The organism is Amycolatopsis sp. NBC_01480, from assembly GCF_036227205.1.
Classification (GTDB): Bacteria; Actinomycetota; Actinomycetes; order Mycobacteriales; family Pseudonocardiaceae; genus Amycolatopsis.
Genome location: NZ_CP109442.1, coordinates 762,349 through 783,898, shown reverse-complemented (window position 1 = coordinate 783,898; position 21,550 = coordinate 762,349). Strand labels below are relative to the sequence as shown.

The following is a 21,550-nucleotide window of genomic DNA, read 5'->3' as shown; positions in this document are numbered from 1 at the left end:
GGCGGTGACAGCACCAACAGCGCAAATAGAAAGCCAAGCGGACCGTAAACACGGCTACTCCGTAGGTCTGGACAGGTGCGCGACGTGAGTAAGAGCCAGGCGCGTATTGGACACTCTAAACTATCGGCCGCCATTTGGCCGGGTGCCGCTGGCTAGGAAGCCTCTGCCTTATCAGGCTGCAGACCGGTTCAATTCCGGCAGCGAGCACAAAGTAAAAAGTCGCCAAGAAAAGCCGTGAGGAGATGATCTACGATGCTGGTCAAGCATTCAAGGCGAACAATAAGGAGCGGTTGCAAGAAATGTGGCAACAGGTCGCTTTACTGGGCTCATGACACGGAGCAGGGCGGCGACCATTGCGAGGACTGCGATACTTCCGGAAAGTGGGTGCTAATCGGCGCCGCCGGGACACTGCACAAGTGTGCTGGAGACGATGTCACCACCTCGGGTGCGGTGGAAGAAAAAGCACCCAACAAGCTTAGTGCCGTACCGGCCAACGAGCACGAGGAGAAAGCTGTGTCGACCCCTGTTCCTACCCTGTCTGCTCCTGCGGGTGACGCCTTCGCTGCATTTCAATCGCTGGTGGCGAGTCTTGCTCCGAAAGTTGATCGGGACGAGGTTGCCGCAATGATCAAATCCGAGATGGATAACATCATCGTGCCGACGCGTACTGTAGTGGAGCGAGCTTCCGGCGAGCGTAGGATCATTCCAAATTCTCACGAAAAGCTTGCTGACGTGACTACCGACCTGCTTGCGGGCGAGCATGTGCTGATGGTCGGCCCGGCGGGTACCGGTAAGAGTACCATTGCGGAGCAAGCGGCGGAAAGCATCGGCATTCCTTACTACTCAATCAGTCTTTCTCCAATGACTGCGGCCTCTCAAATTATCGGGTATATGCAGGCTGAGGGTGAGTACGTCAGGTCGCTTTTCCGGGAAGCGTTCGAGCACGGTGGAGTATTCCATTTCGACGAGTTCGACAACGGGCACCCAAGTGTGCTCGCGGTGATCAATGCAAGTTTGGCGAATGGCCACATGGCGTTCCCGGATCAAATGGTCAAACGTCACCCTGACTTTCGCTGTGTGGCGTCGGCCAACACCTATGGGCGCGGCCCGGACCGTGCGTACGTTGGACGCCAGCAGGTCGACGCGGCTACCCTTGACCGCTTTTCCATCGAAACAATAGGAGTAGATGAAGCCCTAGAGCAGTCGTTGTGCTTGGCTACTGGGATTGACAAGCAAAAAGCTCTCGAAGTCCTCGACTACGTCCGACGCTTGCGAAAAAACGCTGAAGAGAGCGCCATGACGGTTGTCATCTCGCCCCGTGCAAGCGTTGGCATGTGCCGCCTGCTTGCCGCTGGAAAAACCTGGGACGCGGCGGTTGAGTCCCGTGTGCATCGCGGCATGGGAGAAAAAGATTGGAACAAGCTCCGCGCCGCGTGCTGACGCTGGCCAGTTCGGTCAAGCTAAGTACCGCACTCTACGTCGATTATTCGGATTCTACCTTAAGAGGTGTAATCAATGCGTGTAAATCAGCTATCGAATGAAGTAGAATATGTATACGACTCGATTTCCGAAATGGCCGAGGTGGGGCTAAGTTATCTCGACGTGTTCCTGAAAGGTCGCAACTTTCGAGAGGACTGGCACGGAGTCAACTCCCGTGAAGAGGTGCGAAAACTTGCCTCTGAAGGTTGGATTAGTGAAGCCGAGGATGCCATGGAGATTGCGGCGGAATCGGTTGACCTAGTGGACCGCGAGCATGATCTTACAGGATTCCGCTCGATATGGGATGTTGCAGGTTGCGAGGTTGACGTGGGGAGATATCTTGCGAAAGAGCCAGAAAACATGATCAACTATGAGATTGTTCCAACCACGCGATCGGGTCGCGTAATCGTGCTCTGTGCTTCGGTTGCGTATAGTTCCGTCGTTTCCGTCGACAGTATCAAAAAGCGCGGCCATGGTATCGCAGCTTTGGCTTTCGCGCTGTCGAAACTCGGATTTTCTTCAGAGCTGTGGGCTGATGTGAGTATTAACAGTGAGGGAAAGAAGAGTCATGAAGGAAAGTTTTCCGGGCGATTCCGAGTGCAGGTTAAGGGGTCGAATGATGCGGTAGATCCAGCGTTTATAATGTTCGCATTCTGTCACCCGGCGATGCTTCGTGCGCTAGTTTTGCCTGCAATGCACGAAATTCCATCGCGGTTTCATGGGCCGCTGGATATAGGACGTAAATACGGCCTACCTGCCGACCCTAAGGAAGACCTCCCCGATGGGGCGATCTATCTTCCGTCTGTCCGTTCTGAGGTGGACGTTCCGAATGTTCAGGAAGCGTTACTCGGTTACCTGCGACTGCTGGGAATCTTGGAAGACTGAGAGGAAGTGTTCGCGCCGTGTCGGTGCTGTGTGGTCCTTGTCTGCATGGTTCCTTCACTGTGCATGCACCTCCTAAATTCTCGCTGTAGATGAAAGGAATTTCTTCGATGGTTAATGTGGTTCATGTAGCAACTTCTATCGCGGTAGAACTGGGCAAGGAATGGAGAGCAGAGCCCGGCTACATGGCTGACGCTAGTGACGCCTACCTTCAAGGACCGGAGGATATCCGAATCCGCATAGGCACGGACCATCACAAGAAGTCCGGGAACAACCGGCTGTTTCTGTCCGAAGCGGTCACAGGTGACTTGAGGCGCTTCGTCCGGAGTGGCCTCATGATCAGCGTGTCCCGGGATCGGACGAGTCGGGACGTCGCAGCTGAGCTCCGGCGGCGATTGCTTCCGAACGTAATGGAGGCGCTCGGAAAGGCGCGTGTCGACAAGGCGGAGAGTGACGCCCGAGACGCTGAACACGCCGCGATGCGTGAGACCATGTCGGTTGCTCTCGACGGCCGGACTCACAGCCATGATCAGAACAACGTTCACTTCGGTTCATACGGTGACGGCGTCAGCGGCTCTGTCGAGGTCCGGAAATTCGGCGGCGACGTGAAGTTTGAGGTGAAGGTGCCGAAAGCCCTTGCACCGGCAATGGCCGATACTGTCGCTGCGCTGAGCAAGTCAGACGTTCCGGCGCCGGTCGAACCGGCGGCGCGCCCTGATACCTCTCCTGAACCCGCCCCTCGTGAGCCGGAGTCACCGGACACTGCGGCGAAGGGGCAGAAGGGGAGGCGTAAGCGCCTGACGCCGGAGGAGCGTCAAGATCGGGTCGACGCGCTGACTGGCAAGCTTGAGGCGGGCATCGCCGAAATGGTAGACGGTGAGCGCTGGACGGCGTTCTTGCGTACCGCACAGGGCTTCGGGGCCAGCTGGAGCTTCAACAACCTCATGTTGATTACCTTGCAGGCTGCGGAGCGCGGATTCACCCCGTCGATGGTGAAGACCTTTGAAGCCTGGAAGAGGCTCGGGCGCCATCCCAAGACCGGCGAGAAGGCGCTCTACATCTTCGAGCCAATCAAGTACCGGCTGTCGGTGGAGGAGGCGTTGGAGGAAGGCCCGGGCGGTTTCGACAGCGACGGCAAGCCGCGCATGACGATTCGCGGCGTCCGGCCGTCCCCGCGATTCGACATCAGCCAGACCGAGGGGGAACAGGCCCCGGCAGGCGCGGGGGCGCAGGTCCTGGCCACCGACGAGGAGATCGCAGGTGCATGGGAAGCGGTTGCCGCTCAGATCCGGGCGACCGGATACAACGTGGTAGGTGGGCCACCCGGCCGAGTAGACAGTTACACGGATCCGGCCGCGCGCGAGGTGTGGGTGTGCGACACGTTGGACGATACGGCCGCCGCGCTCGCGGCACTCCACGAGCTGGCGCACATCCTGCTCAATCACGTCGACGACGCGAAAGAGTACCGACTACACCGCGGCCAGATGGAGGCCCAGGCGCAGTCGGTGGCGCTACTCGCGGCCGGTGCCATTGGATTGGACACCGCGTCGTATGACCGAATTGACGTCGCCAGCTGGGCGCACGGCAACACCGACCTGTTTGCCGAAGCCGCCGAGCGGGTGACATCCACGGCTCACCAGATCATCCGTGCGGTACAGGAATCCAACTCGGACGAGTAGCGCCGTGCGTGCCGCACCAACAGAGCCACCTACGACACCGGAGCTAAGCCGTGCCGCTCACGGTCGCGTGCATCTCCGCCTGCTGATGCACGCGTGCCGTGGCCACACGGAACACGCGGCCACACAGAACACCAGGTATGGGAGGAACAACGATGGACGACACCAACTCATACGAGACGCCCGACGACGCCATTGACATCGTCGAGCTGGCCGAAAGCGCACTCCGAAAGGATTCCTACCCTGAGCTGAGCGAATTCTTCGAGTGGGTGACGCAGGCGCAGACATCAGAATTGGAGATGCTCGTGGAGGTCGGGCCACCAGAGCCCCGGCCGCGCGACCGTCAGGACGTGGTCGGCTTCCGCCTGGCGGTGCCGGAACAGGTGGACGGGCACACGGTGGTCGAGGTTGCGTTCTGCACACCCGGAGGGCCCGGCTTCAACGCCTCCGCATTGGCCGTGACCCAGCAAGGCCTGGCGTACGCCACGCACCTGCTGCAGTACGACCAGCAACGCCGCCGCTGGTGTCTCGAGCACGGGCACTATGGCTTCACGAGCCTGCCGCCGGCCCAGTCCGACCTGATCAATCGGCACCAGCGCTCATCCAGGAGCGACGAGCCGCCGGCGAACACCAGAGACAACGCCAGCGAGCTGCAGGACGAGACCGGGCCGAAGCCGCAGCGGACGCGAGAGCAGATCGCAACGTGGGTTCGAGAGCACCCCGGCGGAACACCGACCGAGATCGCCGCCGGTCTCGGCCTCGGCGCTGACCGGGTCAAGCAGTCATGCCGGAGGATGGTGCGGGATGGACAGCTACGCAGCACGCCCGGCGGCGCCTACCACCCCGGACCGGCTAACGTGTCACCCGAAGTGGGCTGAACAGGGCGAACAACCGACGACCCGGCCAGCGTCACCACTTCGACGACCGACACGGCGACGGGGTCGCCGCAAGGACATGCGGCGACAGGGAAGCGCAGGTGATGACCCGGTGGAACCGCTGGAGCTGACGCCGGAGGTTCAGGCGGTCATCGAAGCATGCCGGGAGTTCATCGTCGGCGGGGGTGGCGCCTCGGTGGAGGCGCTGTACAGCGGGGACGAACTGCCGGAGCTGCAGTCCTCCGTCCGGGAACAGGTCGACCTGCTGCTCAGGCTCGCGCGGGCTGGCCAACTCGTCGGAGTCGAGACGGAGATGCCGACCGAGACGGGGGACTCCGACGACGATGCAGTCGTGCGATGCGCCCGCGCGGTAGCCCGGTGGAAGGCCAGCCGGGATATGCACAAGACCCTCCGAGCCCGGACGGCGCAAGTCAAGGACAACGAGCGAGAGAACCAGCAGGCCAGAGACGCGGCAGTCGCCGAGTTGTCTGCCGCTCGGCCGGACTGGGGCACACAACGAATGGGCAAGGCGGTCGGCCTCCCTGAGAAGACTCTTCGAGACATCTTGACGAAGTCCGTCGCTTCGAAGTGACGACGGTAGCCCTGGCGGTGCCGTCTATGACCAGCTACTCCCTGCTGCCCGTTCCTCGATACGCAGACAAACCACACAGCTAACGTCAGGCCAGTCGGTGACGAACCGGTCCGGACCGACGCAGGCTAGTGCCGATCTCGGCGAACGGCCCGGCCGACCTCGGTTCGACGCGCCTCACTGGCGCGGTGAATGTCCAGTTTGCAGGCAAAGGTCACGAAGACGATGCTGCGGAATTTCTCGGGTGTCATCGCGGCACGAATTGCCCAGTATCGCTGATCTTGATTCGAATGCATTTGCAATGCGTCTTTGATTCGTTCCCGTGTGGATCTGTGGATCGTCGATTTAAGTCCGAATGTATGCGGCGAATTTGAGAAATATTACTTCTGGTGAATACCTGCATTATGCCTGTTTGTAATGCCACTTGATAATAATGGAAAGGATTTGTTATGTACACGCCCAGTATTCCCGCCGTCGACGGCGAGGTGTACGTCGCGCTCGACGACGCCACGCAGGCGTTCCCGGCTGCTATCGACCATCAGCGGTGGAACGGCTTCGCCGTGCCTCGGTTCCGACGTCCGGTCGCTGAGGCTGTGGCCGCGTGTATCAACGCGATGCACGCGCAGGATCCCGACGAATGGCCAGACACCGCCAGCTTCGACGGCGAGGTGCTGACCGTTCTGGAGGCTGAAGGGCACCGGCCGGAACGGATCGAACCCGACGAGAACGGCCGCTATGCGATCGGCTACCGCCGATGGTGCTGGGAACTCACTGTGCCGACCCCTGGCCCGCGGGTCGATGCCGCGGCGCAGGCCGACTCTGCACGGCTTACACCGCAGGACGATGAAATCCTGGTCGCCATCGACAGCGTTGAGCCTGCCTTTCCCGCGCTGCCCTCAGCTGGCTGTGGGTGGAGCAAGGCCGGATGCCCACGCTTCCGACGTCCGGTCGCGGAGGCTGTCGTGGCCTGGATCAACGACAACTCCGATGGGTTCGACGACGCCTACTGGGACGGCGACAACGTCGTGCAGATCGATTATCAGTCGACCTGTGAGGACGGTTACCTGCCTGCCCGGATCTCCGCCGATGACGACGGCCGGTACTCCATCGGAGCCTCATTCGAATGGATGCGTAGGCCGATGTAACTCGGATCAGTAAACCTATGACGACAATCGGAAAATAGAAGGAAGAAATGTCATGTCGGAAGTGAAACTCACCAAACTGACCAAGGGCAACATTGCCGCGCTGAAAGAAACGATGACCAGCAAGCAGGCTGCCACTGTGCGACTCACCGCGACTACAGCCGTCTTCGAGATGAGCCCATTAGAAGCGTTGATGTTGGTGTGCTCTCTGCAGAGCCAGGCGGCGCAAGACCACGGATCCATGGGCCATCCGTACAAGTCACTCAGCGCCGTTCGCCGCAAGCTGGACGCACTCCACACCGCCGCCAACGCAGAGACGTTGACGGCGGCCCCGCGGCCCGTGCAGAAGCCACCGCTGGCGCTGGCCGAACTCCTTCGCATCGATAGTGACAAGTGAACGGCCCGAGCGCGAAGCCCTGCCAGTAAAGCGCACTCGCTCGCGGCCTCGGCTACTGGCAACTTCCAGCTCATGAACAGCAAAGCACGCATCCGGTGTGGGGACGGGCAAGCGAGGTCGTCCCCGCACCGGACCACACCCACTGCCCCGATAGGAAAGAGACTGATGAGTACTCCGGATTTCCTTATCTCGTGGACGTTCATGCAGTCCTTCGAGATGACACTGACCGTGGATGAAGCCCGGGAGTTGTTCGTGCCGGACCCGCTCGCGAAAGGCCGGATGGTGGCGCAGCTCTGGGAGGCCGCATGTTCCCGCCAGCAGGCCGCCACCGACGCAACAGCGCAGCAACTGCGGGAGATGCTGCACGAGAATCCCGAAGTCCTCAGTGAGCCTTTGTGCACGTTCGAACACGACGATGTTGATCACACACGACGGATCGACTCCATCGAGATCATCGGGTGATTGATCGTCTCACTGCAAGATCCGGACGGCACCCGCGTACTCGCTCAGGTCGACGGGCTGGACCCGGACCACGGTGCCGGATTCGTAGGCGTTGATCATCTGCCCGTTGCCGAGATAGATCCCGACGTGGTGGATGGTCTCAGGGCTGTAGAAGACGAGGTCTGCGGGATTCAGCACGGCCAGGCCAGCCGATCGGGGTATCCGGGTACCTACGTTGAATTGGCCTCCGCTTTGGTGGGGCAGGGAGATTCCGGCTTGAGCGTAGGCGAACAGGGTGAGGCCGCTGCAGTCGAAGCCGATCTTGGTGTAGTCGCCGTGTTGGTCGGCGACGCCGCCGTCGCGGATGCCGCGGCTGGGCCCGGTGGCGGTGCCGCCGCCCCAGGCGTAAGTGACGCCGAGTTGCGAGCGCGCCGCGTCGATGACGATCTTCGCCGGGCCGGTCACCGGAATAGGCGTGGCGTCGCTGGTGCTGCAGGTCGCGCCTTGCACGGCGCCGAGGATCTGGCGGGCGGTCTGCTCATTTGTCGCGTAGCGGTCGGGAAAGCCCGAGCGCTGCACGGTTTGGGCGGCTTCGGCGACGGGCATGGTCTGCCAGTTCGGCGACGCGAGCAGGTGCCGGTAGAACTGTTCGCTGCTGTAGGCGGGGTCCATGATCTGGGCGACGGTGCCCCAGCCTTGCGAGGGCCGCTGCTGGAACAGCCCGACGCTGTCCTGGTCGCCGTGGTCGAGGTTGTGCAGTTGGGACTCGGTGATCGCGGTGGTGATGGCGATGACCCAGCCCTGTTCGGGGACGTTCATGCGTTTGCCGACGGCGACGATCGTCGCGGCGTTGGTCATCTCCTGCGGGCCGTATCCGGCGGCCGAGGTCGCGGTCGCAACGGCGGGAGCGCAGTTCGCGCTCCCGCCGGAGCTGCCGAAGACGGCCTGGACGACGGCGATCGTGCCGCCGCCGATGAGCAGGATGAGCACGAACACTAACGAGGCCCCGGCCGCGGCGATCCTGCCCATCGCGCCTGTCACCTCCAGGGCTGTACGGGATCGGGCGGGGGCATCGGCGAGGGCGGCGCTAGGTCCTGGCGCTCGGCGGCCGGGTTGACGCCCGTTGGACGCTGCCCGCTGCCCGGCGCCGAAGAGCGCAGTTCAGGCCAGCGCGCGGGCAAATCGACGAGTGTCACCCGCCCGGCGGCGCCGGGTTCGTCGACCCGTCGCCAGCGGGGCGCGGTCATGTCGAGTGGGTCGGCGGCGGCGTCGCCGCTGGTGGTCGCCACCGGTACCCGGGCAGGCCGGTCGAGTCCGCGCAGCGCTTCGGCCAATGCCCGGCGGGCGTTGGATTCGCGGGCGGCGCTGGGCAGCCAGATCAGCACGGGGGTGGTGATGCCGGTGGTGCCGGCCAGGCGTTCGTAGCGGGCCAGCTTGCCGGCCAGGCGGGACAGTGGCTCGGTGCCGAAGTCGAACTCGATGAACCACTCGACGTCCCGCCCTGCCTCGCGCCAGCGGCCGTAGCCGTCCGGGGTGACGATGTCGCCCCAGTGCCGCCCGCACCGGGCCGCCGACCACCAGGCCATCAGCTGTCCAGCGGCGCCGGGCTGGCGTGCCTGGTGGACCAGGGTGGTGAACAGGCCGTTGCAGCCGACGGTGTGCGCGAGCTGCAGGGAGAAGGCGCGGCCGATCTCGCGTTCGCGGCGGTAGCCGAGCTCCTTGGGGTCGATGCCGTCTTCGCGGGCGAGCGCGACGGCTCCGGCGGTGTCGAGGACGTAGTACATCGGGTGTGAGCCGCGGTCGCGGTGCGGCTGGAACCGGTGCACCACGCCCCATTGGTAGAGGTTGCGCAGGCGCAGGTTCGCGGCGCGGCGGCCGGTGAAGGCGATGTCGATGATCTGGGTGCTGGTGAGCACGTGGTGCTCGAACAGCATCCGGCACAGCCACCGGTCGCGGTCGGTGAGATGCCGGGCCAGCCACGCATGGTGCTCGGCGGAGTTGAGCACACGCTGCACCGGGCGTTCCGGCCGGTGGGTGCGCAACTGGCGCTGCGGGGTGGGATTGCTGACCACGATGACGGATACCTCCAAGGAAATGAGCGGAATTGCATTGGTGCAGCATTGGATAAGATGAAGAAGTCGCTGTACTTGCTGGCCAGGCTGACATGACAAGCGTGCACCTTAGCCGGACACCGGAATGCTGGAATCATTCGCAGAACATCGACCCTTTATCAGTCGTTATTTCAGTGGCGTTGAGATGACGATCAGGTCATACTGTCCGTGTGGAAGAACAGCAGGCGGTGCCGCCGGAATGGGATGATCTACGTGACGACTCGCCACCCGGCGACTGGCGGGACCTTCAGAGGCCTCAGTTCGGTGAGCAGCTACGTGAGTGGTCGGACATCCTCAATGACATCTACTGGCGACCTAGCGAGGACGGACGCGGCGAGCCTGGCGGCTTTGACACGTCCGCCATGCAACGGCTTCGCGGTCTGATCATGGCCCAAGCGGCTGAAACCGAGGCCGTGCTCGGCTGCATCCTGCGCAAGCTGGATCCACTGGCAAAACCTGGGAAAATGATGGCTGGTGCACTGCTGAAGAAAATTTGGGACAAGCTTTCGAACCATAACAAGGTCGCTTGGCAGTCACACGTACGCCAGATACGCAAAGCTCAGAAGAGACGTAACCATGCTGTCCACAACAGAGTGGACACTGGCTACACCTGGGCTGAGTACGCCACCGGTGGTGGCGAATGGATGCCGGTCATCACCACGATGGGCAACGAATCGTGTGACGAGCGGGAGTTGAGTCACGATCTGGCGCTGCAGCAGTCATCCACGGTGTTCGCGATCGAGATGCTCCATGGGTTGTCGTGTTCCAACCACGATCCAGCTGATCGTTGCCCTGACTGGTGGGAGTAACGGATATCGACATGGTGTGAGTGGGACGGTGGCCCAGTTCGGGCGCGGGTCGGCGCTGCGAGGCCGCAGCACCGGACCGGTTTGCTCGGTTCGCCGACCGCAATCCAGTGGCGGGGCTTCGGTGAAGCCGCGAGGGCGAGCTACCGCTGGCAGTCGGAGCAACCGTACGGCGTCGGCGCGCTTCCTGAAGGCGTCGACGATCACGCCGAGGCCGCCATGGTCGGGCTTAGCATCGCGCTCATGCCAAGGACAGGCGAGGTCAGAGAATAATGCAGTGTTGGAATACCGTCCCTTCACCAGTCCGGGCCGGGTGAGAAGGTGCTTGCGGGCAAAGGAAAAGCGCGTGGTGGTGTCACGCTGCGCGGCGGGGGTCGAACGCCGCCGGCTGGACGTGCTCTACGGGCTCCGGCGCGGACGGCGGATCGGTGTTGACTAGTGCGAGGTGCCGGATCTTCTTGCTGCGCCCAGGAATCGCGGGCGGGAGCTTCTCCGTGACCGCGGTGAACGGGGGTGCTTCCTCGCCGTCGAGCACGAGCCGTGCGGCGATGTGGTAGCGGCCGAGGTTGGCGAGGTCGTGTTCGGAGATCCGGGGCGCGGTGTGCCGGGCGAGGTCACGTGCGTCTTCGGGTGAGGCCGCGAAGATGTTCTTCGAGCGGGCGTTGGTGGAGATGGCTTCTTTCAGAGGTGCCGGTAGCTGGAGCAGGAATTGGTGCGCGAGGATCAGCGCCAGCCGGTAGCCGCGGGATTCGGGCAGCATGTCCTCCAGCGGGTAGGCGAGGTTGAGGAAGTTGTGGCATTCGTCGATGTACAACGCCGCGTCGCGGCGGTCGCGCGGTGGTATCTGGGCTCGCTGCATGGCGGCCTGCCAGGTGCGGGCGACGATGATCGACCCGATCAGCCGGGCGGTGTCCGTGCCGAGCGTGCCCTTGTTCAGGCGTACCAGGCAGATCCCGCCGTCGAGGACCGCGCTCATGTCCACGGTGGACTCGCCGCCGGCGAGGGAGGCCCGCACGAACGGGCGGAGCAGCAGCCCGCGGAGTTTGTTCATCAAGGGTGCGACGACCTGGGCCCGGCTGGCGTCGGACAGGTCGTCGTACCAAGTCCAGAAGCCGGTGAGGATGTCGTCGGAGACCTGTTCGAGTGCGCGGTGCCGGAACGCGGGGACGGTGAGGAGTTTCGGCAGATCGGTCAGGACGGGTGTACCGGGAAGCGCGCGCAGGGTGAGGAGCCCGGAGCGCAGGATGTCCTCGGTGCGGGGCCCCCAGCTGGAGGCGTAGATGCGGGAGAAGATCGACACCAGGTCGTCCACGGCACGGGCGGTGTCGGCGCCGCCGAGCGGGTTGAGCACCGGTGGGCGGGACCGGCTGTCGGCGTCGAAGAGCACGACCTTCTCCCCGAGCCGTACCGGCAGGCGCATCAGGACGTCGGCGACCAGGTCACCCTTCGGGTCGATGACGACGAGGCCGCGGCCGGCGTCGGCGTCGTCGAGGATCATCCGGGCCATCAGCTCGGACTTGCCTGACCCGGTCGCGCCGATGATGTGCAGGTGGTGGCGGGCGTCGGCCACGCGCAGCCCGACCGGGCGGGAGTGGCCGGAGTCGGTGATCCCGATCGGCTTGACCCCGGGGCCTTCGGTGGCGATGCCCGGCGGCGGCGGTACCGCTTTCGCCCCGGCACGCTGGAGCCCGGGCACCGCTTCGTCGGTCGGGACGTGCGCGAGCGCGGCCAGTTCCGGGATCGAGAGCAGGTCACCGGAGCCGAGCCGCCGCTCGGCCACGGCCTGCACGGGGTGGGACAGGCGGGCGCGGCGGTAGTAGTTGTGCTCGGTGTAGGCCGCGAACGTGCTGGCGATGGCGTGGCCGCGTCCGCGCAGGTGCTCGCGCACCGGACCTCTTTCCGTGCTGGTCGCGTGCTCGGGGACGAGGGTGGCCACGGCGTAGCGGATGCGGGTTTCGTACTGGGAGCCACGCTGTTTGGCCACGATGACCCGGTCCTGCGCCGAGGTTTCGAGCGAGGTCTGGTGATCGACGACCTGCTTCGTCGCTGTGGCGCGGGGTGTGCGGGAGCCGGTGTGCGGGGTGAGCAGGTCCAGCACCCGCCCGGCCGGCGTCGCGGAGCGGCCAGCGCGGACTCGGCGGGCCGCCCGCCGCGCGGTCCCGACGCGGGCGCCGGTGACCGGGCGGGCGAGGATCTGCACGACGGCCCGTTCGTGGGTGGCGAGCCCGACCGGGGCGCCGAGCAGCGCCCGGACCGGGTCGACCGGAAAGCCGGATCGGATCGGCAGGGCTTCGGTGCGGGCCAGGCGCAGCTCGCCGCCCACGGCCTCGACCGACTTCCCCGGCGGGTGGGACAGCGGGATCGGTGGTCTGGCCGGAGTGGTCCGGGTACGCGCGCCGGGCCAGGCGGCCTCGATTGCGCGCTCGGCCATCCCGGGCGGCACCACACCCGGCAGCCACAGCCGCAACGCGACTCCGGCGTGGGAGAACACGTACTCCCACACGACGTGCGGCTGACCGTGTATCCGGCGCTTCCACCCGGACCGCAGCAGCCCGACCAAATTGGAGTACAAGGCCGCCGCACCGTCCGGATCGACCGCGGGCGGGGCGAGCACCGTCACCACCCGGGCGTCGGCGGCCATCCGGTCATGGCACCGGCGCGCCCACCACCGGCGCCCCACGGCGAGACCGGTCACCACGAGCACCAGGACCGGGCCGGCGACCGGGCCCCAGGACACCGCGACGTCCCGCAGCGCCGTGACCACCGCGCGCACCGCGCCAGCGGGATCGCGCAGGTAGTCCTGCACCGGCGAGGCGAGCATCCCCGCCTGCGCGACGACAGACTGAGCAGGAAACATCAAGAACCTCTTCTCGCGCAGGGAAAGTCCGAAGGAGGCTGCGGGTTCAGGCAGCGTCGCGCTCGGCGTCGTCCGGTCCCGGACGGCTTCCGGGCGCAGGGGCCGAGGTGGGCCGGTCGCCGGGCACGAGCCGGAGGTGACTGCGCCGCGTGCGTGCCCGTTTGGCGTCGATCTCGGCTTGCCATTCGGAGAGCCGCCGCTCGCCCATGCGCTTGAGGAACTGCGGGATGCGGTTTGCCGTCACCCCGACCAGCCGGGGGCCGAGCACTGCCAGCAGGTCGGAGGCTTCCTGCGAGGACCACCCGGCCGCGGCGATCGCGTCGGCATCGGGGAACACGTCGGCGACCCGGTCCCGATCAGGGTCGATGGCGGAGTCCTCGCGACCGCCGTAGCTGTAGACCCACAGGAAGTTCCCGGGCGGGTCGGGCTCGATCAACCGCTTGAACCGGCGGACTTCCTTGGTATAGGCGTAAAACGTCGCCTGTGGGCTCGCTTTCATCACGCGGCGCCACGCCAGGGTGTAGGCATCAGAGAAAAAATCCCCGGCGTCATGCACTCGGATGAATGTCCCGGCGAAGCGGGGCGCCGACAACTCGCTGATCATGGCGGCTTCCCACCCGGGCAGGTCGTCCAGAACATACGCGAGATTGGCGGTGTGCTTCGCTTTCACCGCGGGGAAGAGGTAGGTTCCGTTGCGGGCGTAGCAGATTCGGGCGCACGCCGAGGCTGCGGGACAGGTCACCTGTGTCCGGCCGTCGGGCAGCCGGGCGGCCAGCGCGGGCAGCGTCCAGTTCCAGACACCGATTGCGCGCATTTCCCGGTTCTGCGTCAGCAACCGGCCCGGCCGCGCCGGAACTCCGGAGACGGTGGTGGAAGAAGACATACCTCACCTCATGAAACGAAAGTCGGGAAACAAAGAGAGAGCAGAAACGGTTGTGGCTGAGGCAATCCACAGTTGCGCTAGGCGGCACGGTCGAGGTCGACGTGATCGTCCGCGTCCGCATCAAGACCTGGCCCGGCGTCCTCGATGCCGAGGTCGACGAATCCGCTGTCGTCCGTGCTACCTTCGAGATCTGCGTACTGAGCCAGCTCGGCCGGATCTGTGGTGATCAAGGCATCTTCCTGCGGTGAAGCCAAAGCTTGAAACGCGACCCGCTGGGTGCCGGTGCTCAGGAGACCTTGTCCCTTGTCCGCGGAGATCAGGAACTGCTTCTCGCCTTCGGACAGGTTGAAGGTCGCCACGATCTCCTCGATCGCTTGTGGCGCTTGGCGCAGGAGGATCTGGGTGGCGGCGTTGGAGATGATCGCTTTCCCGAGTTCGGTGGCGAGGACGTCGCCGACGTCTTGGGTCGCGATCGTCAAGCCGGCCCAGTGTTTGCGGGCGGCTTTGGCCATGCGGTGGAGGAACCGCGCGCCGGCGGGGTCGTGCATGAGCAGCCACGCTTCGTCGACCGTGATCAGCCGCGGGCGCCGGATGGCCGGGTTGGACACCCGCCGCCACACCGTGTCCAGCACGAGCAGTGTCCCGATCGGACGGAGTTCGTCGGGCAGGTCGCGCAGGCTGAACACGGTCAGATGGCCCTCCGGCCTGGTCGTGGTCGGCCCGGAGAACATCGTGGAGAACGCGCCCTCGATGAACGGGTGCAACCGGGCACTGAGATCCACCGCGACCGGGTCACCGGCACCGGCCAGGACCGCGGTGAGGTCGGCCAGCAGCGGCGCGTGCCGGCTCCAGGTGCGGGGGTCGCTGGTGATCCCGGCCTGCCGGTACGTCACGAGGATCGCCTGGTCGAGCACAGCCCGTTGTGGCGCGGACAGTTCAGCGCCGAGCAGGACCCCGATGACGGTGTGCAGGAACAGGGCCCGGCGGGTCAGTGCGTCCTTGGGTGCGGTGCGGCGGCCGTCCGGGCGGACCGCGATCGGCAGGTCGAACGGGTTGATCCGGACCTCGGGGTTGCCGAGGTGGATGTAGGTGCCGCCGATGGCCTCGCAGAGCCGCCGGTATTCGTCTTCGGGGTCGATGATCGCGACCTCGACTTGGCGGTAGAGGCTGCGCAGGGTTTCCAGCTTCACCAGGTAGGACTTGCCCGCCCCGGACCGCCCGAGGATGACCGCGTTGTAGTTGTCGGCGGCGAACCGGTCCCAGTGGACCAGGCCCTGGCTGCCGACGTTGAACCCGTAGAGGACTCCGTCCGGCGCGGCGACGCTGGTCGGGTCGGCCGGCGGGAGATCCGGGCTGGTGAAGGGAAACGCGGCGGCCAGCGCGGCGGTGTCGAAGGTACGGCGCATCCCGATGAGGTCCAGCGCCAGCGGCAGCGTCGACACCCAGCCCTGCAAGGACCGGTAGGTGGTGGGCTGGGCGTTCATCAGCAGCGACGCCGCCAACGCCCGTACAGCGGCGACCTGCTCGGCGAGGTCATCCTCGCTGGTGGCGTGGACGGTCAGGTAGAGGCCGAGCCGGTAGAGCTTGCCTTCGCCGCGGGCGACGCGGGCGGACAGGTCGTAGGCGTCCTCGGTGGCGGCCTCGACCATCGGATCGAGCAGCCGCCCCTTCTCGCTGGTGTGCCGGCGGCCGGACTCGAGCTTGGAGAGCTGGCGCTTGAGCCGGTTCGCGGCGGTGACCGGGTCGATCGGCTCGACGTGCAGGGACACGTCGACGCGGCCGGGGTAGGACAGCAGCGGCTGCAGCCACCCGGCGTGCACGTCACGGGGATAGCCGGTGACCGCGAAGGAGGAGACCCATTCGCCGCCGATCTCCAGATGCCGGGGCGCGACCGACAGCGAGTCCGGCGTGAACGCGCCGGCCCTGCCCGCGGGCGCGGATCCCGCGCGGCGCCGGGCGCGGCCGAGCTTCCTGCTCATAGGTCACCGCCTTCCCACTCGTCGAGCGCCGCCATCGCCGGGGCCGTGCTGCCGGGTTCGCGCTGGTCGGCTGTCGTCCGGTGCGGGGCTGGGGGTTCATCGTCGGGATCGGCGGCGGTGGTGATCACCTCATCCGCGCCCGCTAGGCCTGCGGTCGGCGGGATCAGGCTGTCTGGGTTGCAGGCGGTGGCGAGCACGGCGGTGGCCTGCCCGGCATCCAGCGGGGTGACGGTGATCCCGGCCGGGGCCAGCAGCTCGACCGCTTCCCCCAGCCGCCGCACGAGCCGGGTTTCCGCCGAACGCCGCGCGGCGTCGGTGACCTGGCCGGCCCGGGTCCGGCCGCGGCGGGCGCGGAGCACGGCGAGCGGGGACGCGCCACCGAGGCCGTCCGTCGGGCCGGCGGGGCGGACCGGTTCCCGCAGCACGATCAGCACCTGGCGGCGCAGCAGATCCGTGGAGCGCCGCAGCTGATCGAGATAGGTGGCGTGCTCGCGGGCCGCGGCTTCGAGCCGGGGGTGCGGCAGCCCAGGGGCAGCCTGGTGCAGGTCGCGGATCTGCCGGCTCAGGTCGAGGCGTTCGGCCCGGATGAGGATCTGCACCGGCGCGGAGATCGAGTGCAGATACCGGCCGAAGGACGCGACCAGCGCTTCCTGCTCGCCCGGGGTGCGGAGCGCGAAGTTCACCGTCGAGGCCACCGCGACCATGGCCACGCCGTCGGTCCCGAGGTCGATGACACCGGCGTCGGTGACGCCTTCGGCGGGCAACCGCAGCGCCGCCGGGGACACCTGCCAGCCGTCCGCTGTGCCGGTGGGATCGCTGGTGGTGATGTGGCTGGTCAGCCAGTCCGGGGCGGTCCGGACTCCTTCGGGTGCGGCCACTTGATGCCGTGGTTGCAGTCGCTGGCGGATCGCGGCGAGCAGGAGCCGGTCCAGGCTCATGCCGTCGCGCCGGCCGAGCACCAGCACCGCTGCCGCGGTCCCGATCGGGACCGCGAGGATGAGGAACACCGGCAGTGGCACGACCTCGCGGGTCAGGGTCCACGCGCCGTAGAGGACGATCCCGGTGATGGCGAGGATCGTCAGCTGCCGTGCGGTCAGGTTGGCGAGGATGCGGTCCTCGCGGTCGACATCGGACGGGATGCGCACGGGCTGCTGGGTCATGACGGTGTACCTCCACGGGACGGAGACTTCGGCGCCGGTTTCGACGTGGGCGCCGGTGTCGGCGGTGGGGCCGGGGCGCGGAACGCGAGCGGCGGCACGGACGGGGTGCGGGGCCGGGCGTCGCCGAGACGCGGTTCGGGACGCGCGGGCCGGAACACCGGGGCAGCAGGCGACGGCGCTGCGGGAGTGACCGGCCGGGACATGTGCCCGGGCTCCGGGGTGGCCGGCTGGAACCGAAGGTGCGGCGGGACCGCCGCCACCGCGACCGGCCGCGCCGGAGGCGTCGAGCTGCCCGCGCGGGCCGGCGCACCGGGTGCCTGGAACCGCGGCGTCGTGGCGGGCTTCCCGCGGTGCCTGGCCGTCGGCGGCGGGATCGGTGTGGCGGGCCGGGCCGGGGAACTGAACTCGGGCAGGGCCTGCCGCCCGCCGAGTTTCAGGGCGGGGTCGTGGGTCGGTGTTTGCGGGCCGGGTTGCAGGAACCGCGGTTCCTGCGAGGGCCGGCGTGGCTGCCCGGCGGCGCGTAGCCGCTCGGCGTTGTACTGCTCGCGCATGCGCTTGTTCACCGCGTCCGGGTTCGGGGCCATCCGGGGTGGCGGAGGCCAGGGAGGATCACCGGCGCCGGTCCGGCTGCCCATCCCGGGATTCCGGGTGGGTGTGGGCATGGCGGGGGTGCGGGAGGTGGCGAATCGGCTGCCGCGGCCGGCGATGGCGCCGAAGGTCTTCGCGGCGATGAAGGTTTTGATCAGGCCGCCGAGGAAGGAGCGGCCGGTGCCGAGCTTGGTGGCGGAGAGGAACCAGAACGGGATCTTGAACAGGATGTAGAGCAGCCCGAGCGCGGCGAAGAGCATCATCAGGCCGCCGCCGAGCGAGTTGAACAGGTGCACGCTGCCGTTGAGGAAGGTGTTGATCGCGACGATCAGGGTGAGTGATTGCGCGATCTGGATGCCGAGGGTCGCGCCGAGTGCCCGCCAGCCCCAGCGGGCGATGCCGTCGGTGTGCGGGAGTCCGTGGCAGGCGACCCACAAGGGCGCGGAGACGATCAGGATCAGCGTGAGGATCATCCGCACCACGTAGATCAGCAGCAGCGCGACCACGGCGATGACCAGAACCCCTTGCATCAGGATCAGGAACAACCCGCCCGAGGCGGCGGCGGAGTAGGCGCCGTTGATTGCCCCGGCGAGGGTGTCGCCGAGTTTCGGCGGGTCGATGCCGCCGTCGAGGACGGCGGCGGACAGGGCGTTGGCGAGCCGGATCGCCTTGTCGATGAGGAACAGCGACAGCATCGAGGCGACGAACGACACGATGAGCCGGGGCGCGATCTCCTTGATCGAGTAGCGGCTCTGGACCGACTCGTGCGCCATCACGATGATTCCGCCGACCATGATCAGCCCGCTGTAGCAGGCCAAGACGATCAGCCACGAGTGGTTCCACAGGTTCGTCACGCCGGGCAGCGAATCCAGCGTGGGTGTGGAGAACGCGGTCTCGCCGAGCAGCTTCAGGAGCGGGTCGAGCGCCGAGGTGACCAGTTCGCGGAACACGGCGTTGATCGCCGCGGTCATGCAGCCGCTGATGTTGGTGATCCCGCAGTCCGTGTCGCCCCCGGGCAGGCTCGGACCCGGTTGCCCCGGCCCGGCGGACGGCGGGGCGGGATCGGGTTGCGGGATGCAGTCTTCACCGGCACACGGCGGCCCCGGGCTCGCACTCGGCGCGCTGCTCGCGCCGCTGGGTGTGCAGCCGATCTGGCCGGGGAAGCAACTCGCCGGCGGTGGCAGTGCGGTGACCGGCGGCAGCGGGCTTGCCGGCACCGACGGCCGCGGCGACCCGGTCGGCAAGTGACACGCCGGGTCCACCGAATCCGGGGCGCACGCGTTCGCCGGCGGATCGGCGGGAAGAGGCAGCGGCGGCGCGGACGGCGCGAGCGCAGCCTCCTGCGCGCCGGGCCGTGCGGGAGGTTCGGGCGCCGCCCATGCGTTGATCGCCAGCAGACCGGCGAGTACCACGATCAGACCGAGTGCCAGCAGCCGCAGCCATCGCCGCCGGGAACCGCGGCCGGCGCGTTCGGGGGTGGTGGGGGCGAGCAGGCCCCGCTTGCGGCGTGCCGGTGGAACGGAGCGCACGCCGGTGCCGGGGGCGCCGCGATCGGGTGCGGGCTCACGGGGACGTCGGGTCTCGGCCATGACCTCAGGCCCCGACAATCCCGCGCAGGATCTCGACCACGAGTGGCGCCAGGACAGCCAGCCCGTAGCCCCATCCGGCCGACTTGAACGCGCCCTTGGCCTTCTCGACTTCGGCGGGGTCGCCGTTGGCCAGCAGGTACCGGACCCCGCCGAAAGTCAGGATCGCCGTCGCCAGCCCGGTCAGGATGCCGAAGAGCCAATTGCGGACGTTGCTGAAGACCTGCTCGATGCTGGTCGCGATCGCGAGGACCTGAGTGGAGGCCTGCGCCGGATCGGCGGCCAGGAGGCTGAGCATGACCGCAGCCACGATCTCCGCGGCGATCAACCGCAGGACCGTGTTGCGCACGGACGACGCAGGAAAGATCTGATGACCATGCCGGCTGCGGTGGAGGGTTGACCGGCGACGGGCAGCAGCTCGCGCCCGTGGCTGTCGCCTGGTCAGACCCGCTGGGACCGGCGTGGACGGGGACAGAGGTGAGTGGGTGTGCTGGGTTAGGGGGCGATGGGTCAGGCGCATCGGCGCACCTCCGAAGTCGGCTCGTGCTCGGCGGTACGCGGAGAGCCAGAGGGGGTCTCCCCGCGCCCCAAGAGGCCGGATTTCGGGTCGTTTTTCGACACCAAGCGTGAAGATTTCTTCTGACCAGCGGGTTTACCGTTCCGCGGACGGCCACTCACAGCACGTGACGAACGCGGTTCTTCGCTGACCGGCGCGTCGGGGGTGCCGGGGTGCAGGGCGGTCAGTGCGGCGTCGGCGACCGGGTCCTCGGAGTCGGTGTCGCTCACCTGCTCCCGCAGCCAGGCGACGAGTCGGTCCTCGGCCCGATCGCGCGCCTTGAACGCGGTCTTGAGGACCGTGCCGTGGCGCTGCGCCCAGTCGGTCATCGACGTCTCACCGAGCCGGGTGGCCGAGACCAGCTCGGCTTCGGCCGGGGTGAGAATCCGGTCCCCGACCGCCCGCGCGAGCACCAAGTCCGGGTGGCCATACGGCGGACGCGGCGCCGCGGAGCGATAGCCCGTCCCGGCCGGCAACGGCGCGTCGAGCGACTCCTCCAACGCCGCCTGCCCGGCCCGCCGAGCCGCGTAGTGCAGGCGCACGACGATGCCGGGATCGGACAGATCCACCGTCGCCAGCGCCTGGACGAACCCGGCGAGCACGGCCGCGTGCACATCCGCCCGCTCGCCCCGGTACCGGGCGGCCAGCCACCGCGCGCTCGAGGCCAGCGACGGCAGCGCCATCCCGACACACGCCACCGTCCACGCGCCCCCGCGGGCCCGGGACTGCAGCACCAGATGAGCCCACACGTCATCGCGCGTCCGCGGCGGGCACTGCTTACTCATCACCCGGTCCCGCAACTCGTCCAGCGGCACCGGCCGCCGCGGCAACCCCGGGAACCGGGACCCCTGCACCGCCATCGGCTCCGGCCCGGTGACCAGCCAGCCGAAGGCATCGCGCGCAGTGTCCAACGGCAGCCACTCGTGACCCTCGTGCTCGCCCCGGATAGACGCGGAAACAGCGTCGTCGTTCGTCATGGTCCTGCTCCTGTTCGAGGTGTCGGAATCAGCCCCGTCAGGACGCCAGAACGACGACAAGAAAAGAACAAGAAAAGAACAAGAAAAGAACAAGAAAAGAACAAGAAAAGAACAAGGACCAGCTTTCGGGAGCTATTAAAGCTACTAAACCCGCCCCGGGTGAAACGATCCAGACTACTCCCGAGCCAGGTGTGGGCGGCGTGCGCCCGCGCGACCTTTAGTAGTGTCTGGCCTGGTCTTTTAGGCGAGTCTTAGTAGCCCGGCCACCGCCTGAGGTGGAGATTCGAGGCTCGCACATCCTGCGGGTGGCGGGCGTCGGGTACCCGTGAAATTGCCCCGCTCATCGGCTTCGACGTCAAGGGTGCGGGCAATCTGGTGAATGTGGATGCCGCCACAATCGGGTTTCCGTGCTGCTCGGGCGCGAATATCCCATGTAGCTGACGTGCGCTCACGAGGGTGAGGGCCGGGCACGTCGGAGTGGTCCCGAAAAAAGTTGCGTTCTTGGTGTCGAAAATCCGGCCCGAAACCGGCCTCTTGGGGTGACCTGGCAGACCACGCCGACCACC

At 66.6% G+C, this 21,550-nt stretch carries 19 protein-coding genes; 10 read left to right on the top strand and 9 right to left on the bottom strand.

What is annotated here, in order from left to right; genetic code table 11:
• The first annotated feature begins 252 nt into the window (after positions 1-252).
• The 8 genes from OG371_RS03745 to OG371_RS03710 all read left to right on the top strand — a co-directional run bounded on the left by OG371_RS03745 (position 253) and on the right by OG371_RS03710 (position 7,502).
• Positions 253-1,440 (top strand): AAA family ATPase, encoded by a 1,188-nt coding sequence (locus OG371_RS03745; protein WP_091629109.1) that lies wholly within the window; start codon positions 253-255, stop codon positions 1,438-1,440.
• 75 nt (positions 1,441-1,515) lie between these two features.
• The gene (locus OG371_RS03740) at positions 1,516-2,364 is read left to right on the top strand and encodes a DUF7192 family protein (RefSeq protein ID WP_329065547.1); all 849 of its coding nucleotides are present in this window, start codon (positions 1,516-1,518) and stop codon (positions 2,362-2,364) included.
• 107 nt (positions 2,365-2,471) lie between these two features.
• On the top strand, positions 2,472-4,040 hold the full coding sequence (locus OG371_RS03735) for an ArdC family protein (RefSeq protein ID WP_329065545.1): 1,569 nt from the start codon (positions 2,472-2,474) through the stop codon (positions 4,038-4,040).
• Positions 4,041-4,192: 152 nt separating this feature from the next.
• Positions 4,193-4,915 carry a hypothetical protein gene (locus tag OG371_RS03730; RefSeq protein ID WP_091629105.1) on the top strand — a complete coding sequence of 241 codons (723 nt, stop codon included), beginning with the start codon at positions 4,193-4,195 and terminating at the stop codon, positions 4,913-4,915.
• Between the two features lie 109 nt (positions 4,916-5,024).
• Positions 5,025-5,504 carry a hypothetical protein gene (locus tag OG371_RS03725; RefSeq protein ID WP_091629104.1) on the top strand — a complete coding sequence of 160 codons (480 nt, stop codon included), beginning with the start codon at positions 5,025-5,027 and terminating at the stop codon, positions 5,502-5,504.
• A 446-nt stretch (positions 5,505-5,950) separates the two neighbouring features.
• Positions 5,951-6,646, top strand: coding sequence for a hypothetical protein (locus OG371_RS03720; protein ID WP_091629102.1), 696 nt, complete (start codon positions 5,951-5,953; stop codon positions 6,644-6,646).
• A gap of 52 nt (positions 6,647-6,698) precedes the next feature.
• Entirely contained in the window at positions 6,699-7,040 is a 342-nt protein-coding gene (locus OG371_RS03715; RefSeq protein ID WP_091629100.1) for a hypothetical protein, read from the top strand.
• Between the two features lie 165 nt (positions 7,041-7,205).
• Entirely contained in the window at positions 7,206-7,502 is a 297-nt protein-coding gene (locus OG371_RS03710) for a DUF802 domain-containing protein (RefSeq protein ID WP_091629098.1), read from the top strand.
• 9 nt (positions 7,503-7,511) lie between these two features.
• Here the strand turns inward: OG371_RS03710 and OG371_RS03705 are convergent, their stop codons facing one another.
• Entirely contained in the window at positions 7,512-8,510 is a 999-nt protein-coding gene (locus OG371_RS03705) for a C40 family peptidase (protein WP_091629096.1), read from the bottom strand.
• An 8-nt stretch (positions 8,511-8,518) separates the two neighbouring features.
• Positions 8,519-9,571: a replication-relaxation family protein gene (locus OG371_RS03700; protein ID WP_329065538.1), complete on the bottom strand. Its 1,053-nt coding sequence runs from the start codon at positions 9,569-9,571 to the stop codon at positions 8,519-8,521.
• Between the two features lie 191 nt (positions 9,572-9,762).
• Here OG371_RS03700 and OG371_RS03695 point away from each other — a divergent pair, with 191 nt between their 5' ends.
• Positions 9,763-10,401 (top strand): hypothetical protein, encoded by a 639-nt coding sequence (locus OG371_RS03695; protein WP_143086492.1) that lies wholly within the window; start codon positions 9,763-9,765, stop codon positions 10,399-10,401.
• A 352-nt stretch (positions 10,402-10,753) separates the two neighbouring features.
• Here the strand turns inward: OG371_RS03695 and OG371_RS03690 are convergent, their stop codons facing one another.
• The 5 genes from OG371_RS03690 to OG371_RS03670 form a co-directional block, all read right to left on the bottom strand.
• Positions 10,754-13,255: a type IV secretory system conjugative DNA transfer family protein gene (locus tag OG371_RS03690; protein ID WP_329072904.1), complete on the bottom strand. Its 2,502-nt coding sequence runs from the start codon at positions 13,253-13,255 to the stop codon at positions 10,754-10,756.
• 46 nt (positions 13,256-13,301) lie between these two features.
• Positions 13,302-14,138 carry a GP88 family protein gene (locus OG371_RS03685; RefSeq protein ID WP_091629089.1) on the bottom strand — a complete coding sequence of 279 codons (837 nt, stop codon included), beginning with the start codon at positions 14,136-14,138 and terminating at the stop codon, positions 13,302-13,304.
• 77 nt (positions 14,139-14,215) lie between these two features.
• The gene (locus OG371_RS03680; RefSeq protein WP_329065532.1) at positions 14,216-16,117 is read right to left on the bottom strand and encodes a VirB4 family type IV secretion system protein; all 1,902 of its coding nucleotides are present in this window, start codon (positions 16,115-16,117) and stop codon (positions 14,216-14,218) included.
• Complete coding sequence (locus OG371_RS03675) at positions 16,114-17,277, bottom strand: PrgI family protein (protein ID WP_091629846.1); 1,164 nt, start codon at positions 17,275-17,277, stop codon at positions 16,114-16,116. The genes OG371_RS03680 and OG371_RS03675 overlap by 4 nt, the downstream gene beginning before the upstream one ends.
• The gene (locus tag OG371_RS03670) at positions 17,274-18,836 is read right to left on the bottom strand and encodes a hypothetical protein (RefSeq protein ID WP_329065527.1); all 1,563 of its coding nucleotides are present in this window, start codon (positions 18,834-18,836) and stop codon (positions 17,274-17,276) included. The genes OG371_RS03675 and OG371_RS03670 overlap by 4 nt, the downstream gene beginning before the upstream one ends.
• 103 nt (positions 18,837-18,939) lie before the next feature.
• On the opposite strand from OG371_RS03670, the gene OG371_RS03665 reads away from it, so the two are divergent.
• Positions 18,940-19,113 carry a hypothetical protein gene (locus OG371_RS03665; RefSeq protein ID WP_177231875.1) on the top strand — a complete coding sequence of 58 codons (174 nt, stop codon included), beginning with the start codon at positions 18,940-18,942 and terminating at the stop codon, positions 19,111-19,113.
• Positions 19,114-19,458: 345 nt separating this feature from the next.
• On the opposite strand, the gene OG371_RS03660 is transcribed toward OG371_RS03665, so the two are convergent.
• A complete protein-coding gene (locus tag OG371_RS03660; protein ID WP_329065525.1) occupies positions 19,459-19,800 on the bottom strand; it encodes a pilin in 342 nt (113 codons plus the stop codon).
• A 161-nt stretch (positions 19,801-19,961) separates the two neighbouring features.
• Positions 19,962-20,984, bottom strand: coding sequence for a hypothetical protein (locus OG371_RS03655; RefSeq protein WP_177231874.1), 1,023 nt, complete (start codon positions 20,982-20,984; stop codon positions 19,962-19,964).
• Between the last annotated feature and the right edge of the window lie 566 nt (positions 20,985-21,550).